Source organism: Zobellia uliginosa (assembly GCF_900156625.1).
Lineage (GTDB): Bacteria > Bacteroidota > Bacteroidia > Flavobacteriales > Flavobacteriaceae > Zobellia > Zobellia uliginosa.
The window spans coordinates 257,040-274,138 of record NZ_FTOB01000002.1 but is presented as its reverse complement, the minus strand read 5'-3'; the positions used below and the strand labels follow the sequence as shown (position 1 = coordinate 274,138).

Here is a 17,099-nt window from a genome sequence, read left to right as displayed (position 1 = left end):
TGTAGTAAGTGCTATGTGAAACGGCACCTCTTTTATAGGTGCCGCCCAAATTTTATTTCAAAGTAAATGCTATTCTAAATCGTATTTTTTATACGCCCTGTGGCCATAAAAGGCTACCACAAAAAAGCAGAGCATAGGAAGTATAAAGGAGAAATTCACCTCAGGAACTCCCAGTATACGTACATCGCTATATCCCGATCCGCCAATGTCCAATATTAGTCCCTGCAACATGGGCATAAACGCACCGCCTACAATGGCCATCACCAAAAAAGCAGAGGCCGATTTGGCATCGTCTCCCAATCCTGTCAGGGCAATTCCGTAAATCGTCGGGAACATCAAAGACATACAAAAAGACACCATGACCAAGGAATATAGTCCGATTTCACCCTGTATAAAGATAGTACCCGCACAGAAGAGAATCGCCAAAAGGGAGAGCATCATCAGCAATCTTCCCGAGTTGATGAATTTTAAAAGATAGGTACACAAAAAGCGACTGATCAGAAAAATCACCAAGGCCGCATAGGCGTAGTTTACGGCATCCCTATTGTTTATACCAATGTTTTCGGCATACTGGTAAATATAGGTCCAACACATGATCTGGGCACCGACATAGAACATTTGGGTGAGCATTCCCCCCACAAAGCGTTCCTTTTTGAAAATCCTTTTAATAGACTCCCTTAAGCCTACTTGGTTTTCCTTTTTGCCTTCCGGCATTTTAACCATGGCAATGACGACGAACATAAAAATCACGAAGAGCCCCAAGCCTACATAGGGGTTTCTGATGACCATTAGATCCGAAGTCTTGACGGCTGCCTTTGCCGATTCCGATAGTGTTTCATAAATATAGGAACCGTCTTCAGCCATATCGTCCGACTGCAATGCCCCCAGAATAAAAAACTGGGCCACGAACAGACCGGAAAGTGCCCCCAAGGGATTAAAGGCCTGTGCGAGGTTCAAGCGCAAGGTGGCGGTTTCCTCCGCTCCCATGGCCAAGATATAAGGGTTGGCCGTAGTTTCGAGAAAGGCAAGGCCAAAGGTCAGTACATATAAAGCCAAAAGAAAGAACAGGTAGTTCTCCATGGCCGCTGCGGGATAGAACATAAGGGCCCCTACCGCATATAAGGCAAGACCTACCAAAATACCGACTTTATAACTGAATTTCTTCACCACATACGCTGCGGGCAATGCCATGGTAAAATAGCCTCCGTAAAAAGCAGCCTGAACCCAGGAAGCCTGTGTATTGTTCAGTTCCAATATTCTTTTAAACGCGGCTACCATGGGGTTGGTAATATCATTAGCAAAACCCCAAAGGGCAAATAAAGACGTAATCAATAAAAAAGGAAAAAGAATTTCCTTGGCTACTACCGGTATTTTTTGTTCGCTTTTCATATGGTTTGTTATGCTGTTATTGCCCTATCTTAATGAGTATATCCCCCATCTACAAAAATCAACTGTCCCGTAGTATGGCTTGATAGTTCCGACAATAGAAAAACGGCCGTATTGGCTATTTCCGTTGTCGTCGTCATACGATTGCCCAATGGAATCTTATCCGTAATGCCCTTTAATTTCTTTTCGGGTTCGGAAAATGTACTGATCCATTTTTCGTACAGGGGTGTATAACACTCCGCCACAATTACGGCATTCACCCTTATTCCGTAGGGCAGGAGTTCTACGGCCCATTCCCTGGTAAGGGCATTTCGTCCTCCATTGGAAGCCGCATAACCCGATGTTCCTCCCTGTCCGGTAAAAGAGGTTTTAGATCCTATGTTCACAATGCCCCCCTTGCTCTTTTTAAGCTCGGGAAGCGCATGTTGTGCCATGAGGTAATAATGCACCAAATTCTTGTGCAAAGAAGCCATAAAGTCTTTGTAATTGCCGTTTTCCAAACCGACCCCATCATTTACCCCCGCATTATTTACAAGACCGTCGATTCTTCCGAATGTAGAAACTACCTGCCCTACGGCCGCTTTACATTGTTCCGGGTCTGTTAATTCGGCAAAGGCAAACCCTACTTGTCCACCGTTTTTTTCAATTTCTTCGGCGACCGCGATGATACTCGGTTTGTCTCTCCCAATGATAAAGGGAATGGCCCCTTCTTTTGATAGCACCTGACTAAGGGCGAGACCGATCCCCTTTGAACCACCGGTTACAATTATGACCTTATCCTTCAAGTTCAAGTCCACCTTCCCGCTATTTGTATGCCTTTACGTGTTGTTTGGAGCTTCCCAACCCTTCGATACCAAGTTCTACCACATCGCCTTCCTTGAGGTATTTAGGAGGGTTAAACCCTAGGCCTACGCCCGAAGGCGTTCCTGTGGAAATAATATCTCCCGGCAACAAGGTCATATACTGACTGATATAACTGACCACTTCCTGTACGTTGAAAATAAAATCGGAGGTATTGCTGTCTTGAAGGGTTTCACCATTTAACTTCAACCATAGGTCAAGGTCATTGGGGTTTTTGATCTCATCCGCCGTTGCGATAAACGGACCTATGGGGGCAAACGTATCGCACCCCTTTCCTTTACACCATTGTCCTTCTTTCTCTATTTGAAAAGCGCGTTCACTGTAATCGTTGTGCAGTACATAGCCGGCCACATGGTCCAAAGCATCCTTTTCCGCTACATAGGAAGCCTTTTTTCCAATAACAACCGCCAATTCTACCTCCCAATCGGTTTTTTTACTGTTCTTAGGAATGATTACATCGTCGTTCGGACCTACAATGGCCGACGTCGATTTAAAGAAAAGAACAGGTTCTTTGGGTATGGCCATTCCACTTTCCGCTGCGTGCTTGGCATAGTTCAACCCTACACATACAATTTTTGAAGGGCGTAGCAAAGGCGGCCCCAAACGCACGTCATTAGAAATTACGGGACAGTTTCTTTCGTTCCTTTCCAACCATTCGGCCAGTTTTGCTATGCCATCGCCACCAAAAAATTCCTCGTTGTAATCCGATACGAATTCGGAAACATCCAAGCGTGTACCGTTATCCAATTGCACTCCGGGTTTTTCAGCCCCTATACTTCCAAATCTTATTAATTTCATAAGTAATTTATATTTTAATACGTCTGTATATTTATTGTTTTGATCCCGTTTTTACTACGAACCGTTTAAGGTAACAAATCCCCCATCTATTGGGAAATTAGTTCCCGTAATAAACGAAGCCTCTTCCGAACAAAGGTATACAGCTAAATTGGCGATTTCCTCAGGTCTTCCCATTCTACCGATAGGCTGGGTTTTAGACAGTTTTTCAAAAATTTCCTTTTCCCGACCGGGGTAATTCTTATTGATAAACCCATCTACAAAAGGCGTGTGTACCCTACCTGGGGAAATACAGTTACACCTAATACCCTCATTTAAATAATCTTTGGCCACCGAATACGTCATGGTCAATACCGCGCCCTTGGTCATGGAATAGGCAAACCTATCGTTGATCCCTACCGATGAAGCTATAGAGGCCATATTGATGATTACCCCTTTGGTCTTCTTCAATGAACCAATACCGGCATACATACAATTGTACACCCCTTTGATATTTACCTCGTACAAGCGATCCAAATCTTCTTCCTTACAATTTTCTAGATTTCCGATATGGGCAATGCCCGCATTATTGATCAGAATATCGATGGGGTTTTCTGCCGTTATGGCCTCAAATGCGGCAACTACCTCTCTCTGGGCCGCCACATTACAGCTATAGGTATAGGCTATACCGCCCATATCTTCAATAAGCGTTGCGGTTTCCTTTGCATTTTCTTGGTTCATCTCCAAAATATGAAGAATAGCGCCTTGTTCGGCAAGTGCCAAGCAAATGGCCCTGCCTATACCGCTACCGCCACCGGTAACCACTGCCGATTTATCCTTTAAACTAAATTTCATAGGTAATTTATAATGTTGTGCTTAATTCCTTTTCCCAATAACTCCCGTTCGGAAAACTGTATTCCACCAAGGATCCGGGTTTCATAGTAATACTATACCCTGCCATGCTAGGTGGCATATACGCCCCATTTTTGATAACTACAGGGTCAAAAAAATGTTCGTGCAAATGGTCTACAAATTCAATAATACGATTTTCCAAAGAGCCGCTTATGGCAATATAGTCGATCATAGACAAATGCTGTACATATTCACAGAGTCCGACTCCCCCTGCATGCGGGCAAACCGGAATATTGAATTTAGCCGCCATGAATAGAATGGCCAATATTTCATTGACGCCCCCTACCCGACAACTATCTATCTGGCATATCCCTATGGCATTGGCCTGCATCAATTGCTTGAACATCACCCTGTTCTGACAGTGCTCGCCCGTAGCCACTTTAATAGGAGCTACGGCCTTGGCTATCTTGGCATGCCCTAAAATATCATCAGGACTTGTAGGTTCTTCAATCCAATACGGGTCGAATTTTTTCAGTTCGGCCATATTTTCGATAGCTTCGTCCACATCCCATTTTTGGTTGGCATCCATCATTAACCGTAGCTCGCTTCCAATTTCTTCACGAATGATTGCCGCGCGGCGCATATCATCCTGCAAATCGGAGCCTACCTTGATTTTCATATGGTCGAAACCTGCTGCCTTTGCTTCCCTACAAAGCCTGCGCATCTTATCGTCGGAATAGCCCAACCATCCTGCTGAAGTAGTATATGCGGGATACCCTGACTCTTTTAATATTGCAATACGTTCTTGTTTTGTACTCTCTTTTTCCTTTAGCATAACTAAGGCCTCCTCAGGTGTAACCGCATCGGTTATATATGTGAAATCAACGCAACTTACCAACTCCTCGGGAGTCATATCGGCCAACAATTTCCACAAGGGCTTCCCTTCGGCCTTGGCGTATAAATCCCATACGGCATTGACCACGGCACCGGTAGCCAAATGTATGACCCCTTTTTCCGGCCCGAGCCATCTCAACTGGCTATCGCCCGTAATCATTTTCCAAAAGGCACCCATATCGGCCGTAAAACTTTCCAATGTTTTTCCGACGACCAAAGGCGCTAAAGAATGGATGGCTGCGGCACATAACTCATTGCCCCTACCGATGGTAAACGTCAAGCCGTGACCTTCAAGTCCGTTCTCCGAATCGGTCTTTAATATTACATAGGCCGCGGAGTAATCGGGATCAGGATTCATGGCATCGGAACCGTCTAGGGACTTACTTGTTGGAAAGCGGACATCTTTAATTTCGACCCCTGTAATTGTTATCTTCTTTGACATAAATTCTATATTACTAGCACAAAATTAAACGCTCATGTTTTTCAAAACCACCTTATAATCTACCTAAAGTGATACTTTTTTTGCCCAAAACGACCAATTCTAGTCGTTAGAGGAGTGATATTTCAAATAAGCGGAAGGTGCTAGGCCATGAATAACCTTAAACTGTCTATTAAAGTTGGAGATATTATTAAACCCGGATAAATAAGCAATGGAGGTGATGCTCTCTTTATTTTCCAAAAGCAACCTACAAGCATAGCCTACCTTTATTTCATTCAGATATCGGGTAAAAGGCTTTTTATGGGCCTTCATAAAGAACCTACTAAACGCCGATTTGTTCATACCTATCATTTCGGCTACATCGCTGGCACTGATCCCATCATTGAAATTCTCGAATACATAGGCATATATTTTGTCCATACGTGAATCGTCGGCCTTTTGAAAAGCATTTACAAAGCTGGCACTCGACAGTAACTGATAGTTATTGTGCTTAGACAGGCGAGATAGTACCTCAATGATCTTATATACACGAGTGGTAGGATCTAAGTCGATAAGTCCCATGATTTTAGCTATAAGGTCTTCATGCAGTCCGTTAAACTTAACGCCCCTATCCGCCCGGGCCAGAACGGCCGATATCTGTTTCATTTCGGGAATATCGAAAAAGCCCTTTCCCAAAAAATCCCTTGTAAAGTGAATAGCAAGTGCTTCGGCCTCTAAGGCGCTATCCGGCTGAAAATAAATCTCATCGTTCAACCACATATGCGGTACGTTCTTGCCAATGAGCACAACCTCTCCTTCTTGAAACTTTTCTATACTGTCACCGATAAACCGTGTACCCGAACTTTTTAGAATTACGACCAGTTCAAGTTCAGGATGATAATGCCAAACCCTCAAGAAATTAGGGTACAGATTATGATTGACCGAAAATGACCGGTCCGATACAGAGGCCCTATTTAACAGGTGAAGTTTCATGTATCGCGATTTAATGCATAGCCGCAGGTTCTATTGTACTTGATCCCAAAGCCTATACGGGTCTTCATGGGCTTCCATTTCCGCCAGCAACAAGGCTTCCATTTCCGTCAGCTTATCCGCATATTTAGGATTATCCGCCAAATTGGTCAGCATTTCGCCTTCCTTTTGGTGTTCGTTTAAATACTCATTTGGATTTTCGGCCAAGTTAAACAGTTGTGTTTCCCGTACCGCCCCATCCATCATATCGTACTTGATCAGTTTCCAATCGCCTTTCTTTACGGTACGCATACCAGGCTTTGTTCCTCCGCAATATACACCGTACAACACATCCCTGACAGTTTCTTTTTCACCATCCAAAACAGGCTTAAAGCTTGTTCCTTCTACGGTTTCTGGAATCTCTATCCCTGCCAAATCACATAAGGTAGGTAGAACATCCAATAAATAGACATTCCCCTTGGTACGCTTACCCGATGGGAGTCCGGGCCCTTTGATGATCATAGGTACCCTCCATGTATGTTCGTATAGGTTTTGCTTGCCCATAAGTCCGTGTCTTCCTATAGACATTCCATGATCCGAAGTATAAACGATATAGGTATTGTCCAATTCGCCCATGGCCTCCAACTTTTTGAGCACTTTGCCTAGCTGGATATCTATATTTTCGGAACAGGCATATTCCCTGCCCAATTCATTTCTAACCGTCTGCTCATCTCTGTTTTTCCAAACCCCACTTACCCGTTCCTCATCACGAAGTTCCGGATGTCCGTGGAAAAAAGGATGTGCTTCCAAATAATTGTCCTGAAGCGGCGGTTGCTTATCATTCGCAGGAGGAAGACTATTTTTGTCCTTATGATTTACCGCTCCATATTTCTCCAGCAACTCTGGCGTACCATCCCGGGTATCATGTGGATGGGAAAATCCAAAGTAAATGAAAAAGGGGGCATCCTCCTTCGTTTTCTCACGATCCCCCAAATACTCTAAAACCTGCTTGGAATGCCAAGCGCTTCCGGTTTCTTCAGTGCCCCCTCTTTTTGTGGCATCATGCACTACCGTAAATTGTTTATTGGCCCCAGGATATGAATTTCCTTTTTTACAGGTTCTCATAGTGTTGTAGCCCGCCCTATTGAAAATAGCCCCTATGGTCTGTTCGTCCAATTCATGGGGAGCCGTATTCTTCTGGAATTCCGCACTGGGCGGTAAATGCCATAAGGTGCGCCCCGTCATGATCATATGTCGCGATGGGGTGCATACCGCACCGTTCATAGAGCCCATGTGGTGGGCGTTTTCTATAACCGTACCCTCCGACGCCAATTTTGAAATAACGGGGGTTTCCAATATGGACTTTGGATCGTACACCTGTAAGTCAAAAGGCGATTGGTCATCCACCAAAACAAAAAGAAAGTTCGGTCGTTTTTTGATTTCCGTTTTTTTCTCTTCGCTTTTGCAGGATGCCAAAACCATCATCACTGAAAAAGCCCATAAGAAACCCCTGTTATAAATTTTCATCTTGTGCTCTATTTAAAAAGATATTGTTCTTCTACTATCTGCCCATCCAGCCACCGTCAACCAACATTACGGTGCCCGTCATGTAATTTGAAGCTGCTGAGGCCAAGAAAACGATAGGCCCTTTAAAATCTTCCGGTTCGCCCCATCTTCCGGCTGGTATCCGCTGTAAAATAGAAGCACTTCTATCGGCATCTTTACGTAGGGCTTCCGTATTGTCCGTTGAGATATATCCGGGTGCAATGGCATTTACCTGCACCCCTTTGGAGGCCCATTCGTTCGACAAGGCCATGGTCAATTGCCCAATAGCCCCTTTCGAAGCGGCGTATCCCGGTACGGTAATTCCTCCTTGGAAAGTCAATAAAGAAGCTGTGAAGATGATCTTCCCGCTTCCTCTCTTTACCATTTCCTTGCCTATTTCCCTAGACAGGATAAACTGGGCATTTTGGTTCACTTCAATGACCTTATCCCAATACTCATCTGTATGCTCGGCGGCCGGCTGTCTTAAAATGGTACCCGCATTGTTTACCAAGATATCTATCTTAGGGTTTTCACTTTTTACCTTTTCGATAAAAGCGTACAAAGATTTTCGATCGCTAAAATCACATTGGTAGGCCTTAAAGCTTTTATTCAATTCGGTGATCCGCTTCTCAATTTTCGAAGCCGAGAGTTCTAAGGTGGCGGAAACGCCAATGATGTCGGCACCTGCTTCGGCCAAGGCCTCGGCCATGGCAAAACCGATACCGCGTTTACAACCCGTTACTAAAGCCGTTTTTCCTTTTAAATCGAACTTATTCAATATCATATTCGTTCTTACTGGTATTTATTAAAATCTTAAAGTACGCCCTGTAGCGGTTCGCCGTCCATATCGGTAAAAGCCTTGTTCTCGCCTGCCATTCCCCAGATAAACCTGTAATTGCTGGTACCTGAACCCGAGTGAATCGACCATGGTGGGGATACTACGGCCTCATAGTTTTTCATGGCAATGTGCCGCGTTTCTTGAGGCTGCCCCATATAGTGCATTACAATATTGTCTCCTGGAATATCAAAATAAAAATAGACTTCCATTCTACGCTCATGGGTATGCGGTGGAAAGGTGTTCCAAACGCTACCTTTTTTCAGTTCGGTATACCCCATGACCAATTGGCAACTTTGAATGCCGTCTTCGTGAATGTACTGGTACAAGGTTCTTTCGTTACTGGTTTCCACAGCACCCAACTCTACAATATTGGCATCGGATTGCGTCGCTTTTTTAGTAGGGTATTCCTTATGTGCCGGAGCGGAATTCAAATAGAATTTTGCAGCGTCGGAACTATCCGCACTGGAAAAAGTCACTTCTTTAGAACCTTTGCCTACGTATAGGGCTTCGAGGTTCGCAAGTTCAAATACTTCACCATCTACGGTTACGGTACCCTTGCCTCCAACATTGATTATCCCCAATTCCCTTCGTTCTAAGAAATAATCGGCTTTCAACTCGTCGTAAGTGGGCAATGAAAGGCTTTTTGATTTTGGAAAAGCGGTGCCATAGATAAAACGATCATAATGTGTGTAAATCATTTTGATGGCGTCTTCGCCCATGAGGTCAGAGCTATGAAACTCTTTCCGTATTCTCTGTGTGTCGTATAATTTGGCATCATCGGGATGCACGGCGTACTTAACTTCCATGTTATAATTTTATATTTAATTATTTTGTTATCATTTTTTGGAGTTCTTCCAAGGTTTTTCCTTTGGTTTCGGGCATCATAAAGATGACGAACAGCAACTGCAGTACCATCATTCCACTGAAAAAGAAGAACACTAGACCCGGGTTGGACAAACCGCCCATGGCTATGGGCATAAGAAGCGTGATCAATGCCGCCAAGACCCAATGGGTGGAACTACCGAAGGACTGGCCTTGCGCCCTTAGATTGGTAGGGAATATCTCTGAGATAAAGACCCAGATAACGGCACCCTGGCCAATAGCATGTGATGCTATGAACAGGAATAGGAAAATTGGAACCATTAAGCCCTCCCATTCAAGGATAAAGGCCAAACCTACCATGGTCAGTGAAATAATATATCCTACCGAACCAATGTACATGAGCACCTTACGGCCCACTTTATCGATCAAGTAAAGTCCTAATAAGGTAAACACCAAATTGGTAACACCGATTCCTATACTACTCAGCAGGGCCGTATTTTCCCCTAGGCCAGCGGAACTAAAAATTCGCGGGGCATAGTAGAGAAAGGCATTGATCCCCGACAATTGATTGAAGAAAGCGATCAAAAAGGCCAACATTAGGGGAAACTTGTATTTTTTGACAAACAAGGTCGATTTCTCGGTCTGTTCCTCCTTCAATTGAGCAATGACCGACTCGTCCAATTCGGTTCCGGTGAGTTCCAATTGAATTCTTTTCGCCCCTTCCAAATCGTTTCTTTTCTCTAACAACCATCGTGGACTTTTAGGTACGCCTACCATGGCCACCGTATAGATCAATGCAGGGAGAGCCTCTATACCGATCATCCAACGCCAAGGTTCCGAACCGAAATCCTTCAACAGGTAGTTCGAGACAAAAGCAACTAAAATACCGAAGACGATATTGAACTGGTACAAGGCTACCAATCGACCGCGACTTTTGGCCGGTGCGATTTCAGACACATAGGTCGGTGCGGCAACGGTCGATGCCCCTACCCCTAGGCCTCCGAGAAAACGGAAGAAGGAAAACAAATAAGGATCATCTGCGAGACCCGAGCCCAAGGCCGAGACAAAGTATAATACCCCTATCCATAAAAGCGTATTCTTTCTCCCTATTTTGTCACAAGGGATAGACGCAAAAATAGCCCCTATTACCGTACCCCATAATGCCATCGACATAATGAAGGTGCCGTGAAACAGGTCTGAAGTGCCCCATAAGGTCTGTAATTGCTGATCGGCCCCTGAGATAACCACGGTATCAAAACCGAACAAGAATCCCGCCAGGGCAACCACAAATGATGTAAACAGTAATTTAGTCTTCATAATGCTTTATTTAGATGTTTTAACTGAAACCGATAAGGGACTTGACAAAACCTGTGCCTGTTGTTCGAGCATATTTTCCCAGTCTTCCAAAGAAGCCACCTGTCCACTTTTTTCCCACGCAAAACCGGCATAGTAGCTCAATTCCTCTTGAGGTTCGGTAATGATCAACAGATTACTTTGATCTGTGGCTTCGGACTTGTGGAGTATGGCATTTTTGACTATTTCAGGGGCTATAACGACCCCTTCGCCTACTTTTGAACCATCGATGGTTTCCCAATGACGGAACCAACCTTCTTCCTTATGGATCGCCCCTTCTCCCTCGTTTTTGTGCAAGGTGATGCCTATGGTATAATTGGGCACTTCCCTTTCGGAAGAAAGACGTATATCGAACTTGGAAAAATTGGAGCCCAAATCGAGGGTTATCCTTTTGGTTTCTTTGACGCCGTATACACTCCACGGGGCGTAATCCAATTCAAATACCGTACGCAAAGGACCTGCTGCCAATGTTCTTGAAGCCGTAAAATTATTGGAAACGAGAAGGCTGTCGTTTTCCCAGATACCGATCCCCCCGGTACCCCGGCTAGCGCCTACGTGATAGGGGTCATAGCCTTCGCCATGGTCTATATGGTAGTAGCCCGGTTCGGTCAAATGTGCCTTGTACCATTTGTTTATAATGGATTTATCGGTTCGTTTCAACCATAGATCGATTCCACTAGAAAGCGTACTTCCCGGAACACCTTCCAAGGCCTCACGCTCACCTGTAGGTCCGTAGGTCCTAAACGCTACCCTGTCATTCTCCCAAGTATAATCATCCGTTCTTTCTGGAACCAAGCGGGAATACGCCATTACCTCACTTTCGGCCGGTGCCCTTAAACTATCCACAACGATTAGATAGGTCGAAGTCCCCTTAGCGGGAACCTCTGCCTGAAAAAGCAGTTCGTCGTTGCTACCATCTTGGTCATAATCTATCCATTGGGTCCGCAAGTATTCTTGGGTCCCTTCCTTTTTTACCCGAATGTGGTTTTCAGGGTTGTTTTCCAAAAGTCCGGAAAGCTCTTCAGCGGCTAGGCCCACCACTTCATTACGTAAAAAATCAAGATCGTTCTTGACCTCAACGGATACCGTTTCGTTTTTGGGAGCGGATTCGCATCCCACCAAACAGAACAGGGCCAAGCAAGCTAGGTTAAAAGGAATCGTCAGGTTGATTTTCATGGTTTCTATTTTATCGTTACTATACTATTGTTCACTATCTAATCTAAACACCTTGAAATTATCCAAGGTCATGTGGTTGTTTACCGTTCTAAAGCCAAAATGGCCTGAGGTATATGGAGCTGGATCGTAAAAATCGATTATGCGCTTTCCGTCCCTATAGTATTGAACGATTCCGTTAAAGGCGATAATCTTGATTTGGGTAAGCGTATTCGGCTTGATCAGGTATTTCTTATCCGAAAGGTCGTGCTCGGACAACAAGGGCCTATTGCCATCACCGGTATACCTTCGAAAGCGGGTCTTGGAGTTGTCGTGGCCCCCAACGCCCATATAATACAACCTAAGACTATCGTAGTTTGAAAACTTCCCTCCCCGTTTTCCCGAATTCACGAACAAGTCATCGGGATGCTCCATATCTTGGGCCATCCAAAAACAATTCAAGTCGGATACGCGGTCTTGCGGGCCATCTTCATCAATAACATAGGCGTCATAGGTAATCATTATAGGCCCTTCCAGCTTCTTCTTTAGCCAGATGGTGCATCCGGAAACATCGGTGATTTCCATTTTTCCGTTTTTTTGCTCGACCCTTCCTTTCGGCATCTGCTCCACTTGCCAGTTTCCCAGCCCTAGTTGAAAAGAATCCAAAAAAATCAAACTGGCGTTTGCGCTTAGTGTATCATTGATCACAACGCGCTCATCTTGGCCCATGGCCTTAATCGAAATTGACAAAACCATTAATAAGGTCAATTGTATTTTGTTCGTTATTCTTCCACTCATATACTTTTGTATCTTCTTCATAAATGTTACGTTCCCTATTTTTCTCATTTTTAATACTTCAATACCATTCGAAAATCGACTAAAGATACAAGTTGAAAAGATAATCAGGGCTACATTACAACTTTTCTACACTGACAAAATAAGCTCCGAGGGTCTCCCCGGTATCCAATGTAAACCAGGTTTGCAATTTCGCTTCACCCTGTGTCAGGCGTACGGTGAACTTTATATATTCTGCGGAAGGGTCAACATCCACCTTCTTATCAAAATCTTGGACTTTCAACCTTGCCTTTTCTATATTCAAGGCTACACTCGGTTTACTTTCACTAACACTGGTTCCTGCAATGGCCGGTCTTATCGGGGCTTTTGCATTTAAGGACAGTCGGGTCTCTTCGGGCCATCTACGGAGTTTTACCTCATAGCTGCCCGTTTCGTGAACATGTAGTGCCCAATACCCGTTATCGATATAAGCCGTACGTATATGCCTCTGATGCCACGGGCTATCACCTGTAGTATGCCAATCGTGACAATACAATTTAGCGGGGTTTTCCGCTTCATGGCCTACATATATTCGAGGCAGGTCTTTATAACCCGGTGCCAAATCCTTCCACCAAGCGTCATAGGCCCGTTTGTATTCCTTTATTTTTTCAGGATATTGGTGCGCAATATTAGTACGTTGTTCCGGATCCTTTTTCAGATCATACAGCTCCACCCCATCGATCAGCCTCCATTTTCCCTGCATTAGGGAAGTCCTTCGCCACGGCTCCGGCACTTCGGTACGCTGTGAATTGGTAATGACGATTCGGTCTTTAAACTGGCTATTGTCTCCGTTCAATAAAGGAACAAGGCTTTGTCCGTCAAATTCGATATCGGCATTCGTCTTCAGCCCGCACAGTTCTACAAGGGTGGGCAATACATCATAATGGGCGGTCAGTTCGTCAATATCCTTTCCTACGGTAATGCCCCCATTTTTCCAATGTAAGAACAAGGGAACCCGATGTCCGCCTTCATACTTACTCGCCTTAATACCACGCATACCCGCATTGTACCCTTTGCTCACGAAACCATCCAAGCGATGTCCTTCAACCCTTGCCCCTTGGGCGGTACCATTATCGGTAGTAAAGATAATGATGGTATTATCGAGAATATCGGAAGCTTTCAAATACTCCATCAGCTTGCCGATGTTCTTATCAATATTCGCGATCATACCGTAAAAGGCAGGGAGCGGAATGTTTTCATTGTCTTGGTAAGGTGCCGAAAACCCATCGGCCACAAAATAGGGCGAATGTGCGACATTGGTAGGCAAATAACAAAAGAAGGGTTTGTTTTTATGCGCCTCGATATACTTAATGGCCTCGTTGAACCAAACATCGGTACAATAGCCTTCGTATTTCTTCAGTTCCCCGTTATGGACATACATGTCGTCAAAATAGTCGTTGTCCCAATAATCCATGGTCTGCTCCATACCGCCACCACCATGGCTTAAGACCTCATCAAAGCCTTTATCTTGGGGTCGAAAAGGATAATTATCGCCCAAATGCCATTTACCGAACATAGAAGTTACGTAGCCATTCTCTTTAAATATTTGGGCCATGGTAGTCTCTCTTTCCAATAGTAGGGAGCGACCGTTAATGGTATGCCAGACCCCTGCCCTATTCGCGTGGTGACCGGTCAACAAGGCCGCTCGCGTGGGGGCACAGGTCGGGTTGACGTGATAGTCGGTGAACCTTGCACTTGTAGCATGCAGGTCGTCGATATGGGGAGTTTTGATATAGGGATTTCCCAAGGCGGCAATATCGCCATACCCTTGGTCATCTACCAAAATAAGAATGACGTTGGGCCGCTCCTTCTTTTCTTGACTATATCCTATCTGGACCCAAAAGAACAAAAGTGCCACCACACTTACATACTTTAGGAACTGTCTATTTTCTTTTTTCCGAATTGATATCATGAAATTTTATTTAAAGTCTTAAGCTATGTTCCGGAACCACCAATAACATCCTAGTTTCACTAATTGAAGATATCGGAGCATCCTTCCAATAGCCCCCATTGATTCATCCATGCACCTTATTCCGTGATTTTTAGTTGGATCATATTTAGGCTTTCGTCGAAACTTTGGGATTTCACATTCCGGCCTATGTCTACGGAAGTTTCCACATTCTTCGTATGGATGCTGAGCGTGGTATTGGCCTGTCCTTGAAATTCAACTTTTAAACTCCCTGAATTAAAATCCTCTACCAATGCGGTGTATTTTGAGTGGGAATGCATTAAGGCCTTCCCGTCCCTTCTCAAGTAGCTACCATGGCCAATGAAAAGTTCATCTATATTTTCAATATTGGTCACATCGGCGCCTTCCTTAAAAGTCAAAACAGTGAGATAAGCATCTGTTTGCCAACCGTTCATATCAATCACACTGTTCCTATGCTTTAGCCTTCCATCCGCCAACAAGTTCAAATACACTTGGGTAGTCTTGCCTTCTTGGGTGATGGACACGCCCAAAAAATCCGTCCCTTCAAAGCGTTCGATAACAGGGAGCTTCCCTTTATTTTCCTCATCCTCCAAAATGATGGCGCTAACAAATTTGGTCCGCACCGTTTCCTCAAAATGACTGATGGACCAATAGGGTTTGATCTGTTCGGGGTGATGGTCTTCATAGCCCATTTTTTCCGTCAGCAGCATGTGTTCGGGGAAATCATGAGGTCGTTCGCCTCCTGGAGGAAAAGTCTCTGGATAAAGTGGACGGACCAAAACCTTGGCATCATCTTCCTTTATCGTCAAATCAATACCCCCTTTTAGCGTTGATTCGCCGTTGTAGTGCAGCAACCACTCGAACTTACCCGGCTTATGGGCCAAGAGGTCGTCTATGACCAAAATAACATCGCCTACCCAAACAAAATTTCTGTAATTGCGTGACAATATATGGGAGTACGGTCCAGTAGCATTGGCCAAAAGGTATTTGAAATTCTCGCCTTCCACCAAATTATGGAGCGACCCTTGGTTTGTTACCCCAAAGTATATATCCTTTCGATTTTGCCCTTCGCCATTGAACATTACCACGTTATGGGCTTCGCTCTGACAGTAGTATTCGGTATAAAGGGGACTCAAATAAGAGGCATTTCCTGAATCGATTATCAAGTTCTTTCCTTTGTGGAAGAGGATATAAGACCCCGCATCGGCATGGGTATGGTTCCAGGTGAAACCGGACTTTACCGCAAGCATGGTGGCATTATCGTCCCAAGAATTGCGAAGGGTCGCCCAGCCCATATCCTTATACAAATGTGATGTGGGCAAGTCGGGAACGAAATCATCGGCCAACTTAGGAAGCACGGGGTGCAACAATAGACCATTGGGCGTTTCCAATTGCATCCCTTCATTGTCGCTCCCTTGGCTAACCTTGTCAATATACCAAGCGTATTTATCATCGGTATAGCCTAAATGCCATAATAGGGTTACGCAGCTATTACCCGTTTTATTGATAAACGAATCGCCGAAATTGACCGACATGACCTTATCGTCTTTCACATAATAACTGGTCTGTATAAAGAAGTCCCCTATTTTATCCAGAATAGGCAGCTCTACCTGCTTGACCTCGGGCAAGGCCGATTGAAATGCATAGCGAAACAATAAATATTGCGAGACCCCATAGGAAGCATAGTTGATACTTTCGTAAAACCCACCATCCTTATCAAAAGTAGGAGGCTTGTTTTGAAGTAGGCTACCGGAGTAATCTATCCATTCTTTGGCGGTATCCGCAATTTCATCGACCCATTTTTGGGCTTCGGGAATCTCGTTCCTGATCGCCAAGGAACTAAATCCGGCCATGTACACACAGGCACTCCACCAGTTATGGCCCATGGTATCGAAGGTATGAAAGTCGGTATTAGGAAGCAGCCAGTCTTCTCGGGGAGGCGTTATTCCCACCTTGACAAAATCTTCCGCGATTTCCTGTCTTTCGTTTTCCGTCAAATAGTTATAAATACAATCGTATCCAATGGCAATATAGAAGCTCGTATGGGAGGTCTTCAGCCCCCCCTTCCATTTTGGGGTGCGACTCAAAAGCGTTTTACTTTCCCAAGTATCCCTTTTTGTGTAATCGATTAAAATCACCTTTATGGCTTCGGCAAATTTCGGTTTACCCGTCATGCGGTAGGCCAGCCCCAACAATTGGCAATCGGCAGCCTTCAACTTGCCTTTTTTCAGGAGTTTTTCGGCTTTTTTGTATTGGGTATCCCAACTCTTACGAACCGCTTCGTTACGGGAAATCTGGTTTTTCAGTTGTTTTATATTGGCATCGGTATGTAGAAGGTAGTTTCTTTCCTGGGCCCTCCCTACAACTACCAAAGCAAGGAAAATATATAGAAGTGTTCTTTTCATCGTTTCATGTTCACTATTGGTCAAAACTCAATGATCGGCCTATTCCGGCTAAAAAAAACCAAGCAC

At 44.5% G+C, this 17,099-nt stretch carries 14 protein-coding genes; all 14 read right to left on the bottom strand.

Annotated elements, in window-relative coordinates; genetic code table 11:
* Window positions 1-69: 69 nt before the first annotated feature.
* The 14 genes from fucP to BW980_RS05870 all read right to left on the bottom strand — a co-directional run bounded on the left by fucP (window position 70) and on the right by BW980_RS05870 (window position 17,033).
* On the bottom strand, window positions 70-1,389 hold the full coding sequence (gene fucP, locus BW980_RS05935) for an L-fucose:H+ symporter permease (RefSeq protein ID WP_076454033.1): 1,320 nt from the start codon (window positions 1,387-1,389) through the stop codon (window positions 70-72).
* A 29-nt stretch (window positions 1,390-1,418) separates the two neighbouring features.
* On the bottom strand, window positions 1,419-2,183 hold the full coding sequence (locus tag BW980_RS05930) for an SDR family oxidoreductase (protein ID WP_076454032.1): 765 nt from the start codon (window positions 2,181-2,183) through the stop codon (window positions 1,419-1,421).
* Between the two features lie 7 nt (window positions 2,184-2,190).
* Window positions 2,191-3,045 carry a fumarylacetoacetate hydrolase family protein gene (locus BW980_RS05925; protein WP_076454031.1) on the bottom strand — a complete coding sequence of 285 codons (855 nt, stop codon included), beginning with the start codon at window positions 3,043-3,045 and terminating at the stop codon, window positions 2,191-2,193.
* Window positions 3,046-3,099: 54 nt separating this feature from the next.
* The gene (locus tag BW980_RS05920; protein ID WP_076454030.1) at window positions 3,100-3,876 is read right to left on the bottom strand and encodes an SDR family NAD(P)-dependent oxidoreductase; all 777 of its coding nucleotides are present in this window, start codon (window positions 3,874-3,876) and stop codon (window positions 3,100-3,102) included.
* A 7-nt stretch (window positions 3,877-3,883) separates the two neighbouring features.
* Window positions 3,884-5,209, bottom strand: coding sequence for an L-fuconate dehydratase (locus BW980_RS05915; RefSeq protein ID WP_076454029.1), 1,326 nt, complete (start codon window positions 5,207-5,209; stop codon window positions 3,884-3,886).
* Between the two features lie 99 nt (window positions 5,210-5,308).
* Window positions 5,309-6,178 (bottom strand): AraC family transcriptional regulator, encoded by an 870-nt coding sequence (locus tag BW980_RS05910; protein WP_076454028.1) that lies wholly within the window; start codon window positions 6,176-6,178, stop codon window positions 5,309-5,311.
* A 30-nt stretch (window positions 6,179-6,208) separates the two neighbouring features.
* Entirely contained in the window at window positions 6,209-7,681 is a 1,473-nt protein-coding gene (locus tag BW980_RS05905; protein WP_083690374.1) for a sulfatase family protein, read from the bottom strand.
* A gap of 34 nt (window positions 7,682-7,715) precedes the next feature.
* Window positions 7,716-8,480: an SDR family NAD(P)-dependent oxidoreductase gene (locus tag BW980_RS05900; protein ID WP_139327636.1), complete on the bottom strand. Its 765-nt coding sequence runs from the start codon at window positions 8,478-8,480 to the stop codon at window positions 7,716-7,718.
* 32 nt (window positions 8,481-8,512) lie between these two features.
* Window positions 8,513-9,343, bottom strand: a complete 831-nt coding sequence (gene kduI / locus BW980_RS05895; protein WP_076454026.1) for a 5-dehydro-4-deoxy-D-glucuronate isomerase — start codon at window positions 9,341-9,343, stop codon at window positions 8,513-8,515.
* A gap of 19 nt (window positions 9,344-9,362) precedes the next feature.
* Window positions 9,363-10,676, bottom strand: coding sequence for a sugar porter family MFS transporter (locus tag BW980_RS05890; protein WP_076454025.1), 1,314 nt, complete (start codon window positions 10,674-10,676; stop codon window positions 9,363-9,365).
* Window positions 10,677-10,682: 6 nt separating this feature from the next.
* Window positions 10,683-11,888, bottom strand: a complete 1,206-nt coding sequence (locus BW980_RS05885) for a DUF4861 domain-containing protein (RefSeq protein WP_076454024.1) — start codon at window positions 11,886-11,888, stop codon at window positions 10,683-10,685.
* Between the two features lie 24 nt (window positions 11,889-11,912).
* Window positions 11,913-12,662, bottom strand: coding sequence for a DUF6250 domain-containing protein (locus BW980_RS05880; protein ID WP_139327619.1), 750 nt, complete (start codon window positions 12,660-12,662; stop codon window positions 11,913-11,915).
* A 115-nt stretch (window positions 12,663-12,777) separates the two neighbouring features.
* Window positions 12,778-14,610: an arylsulfatase gene (locus BW980_RS05875; RefSeq protein WP_076454023.1), complete on the bottom strand. Its 1,833-nt coding sequence runs from the start codon at window positions 14,608-14,610 to the stop codon at window positions 12,778-12,780.
* A gap of 116 nt (window positions 14,611-14,726) precedes the next feature.
* On the bottom strand, window positions 14,727-17,033 hold the full coding sequence (locus BW980_RS05870; RefSeq protein ID WP_076454022.1) for a heparinase II/III domain-containing protein: 2,307 nt from the start codon (window positions 17,031-17,033) through the stop codon (window positions 14,727-14,729).
* Between the last annotated feature and the right edge of the window lie 66 nt (window positions 17,034-17,099).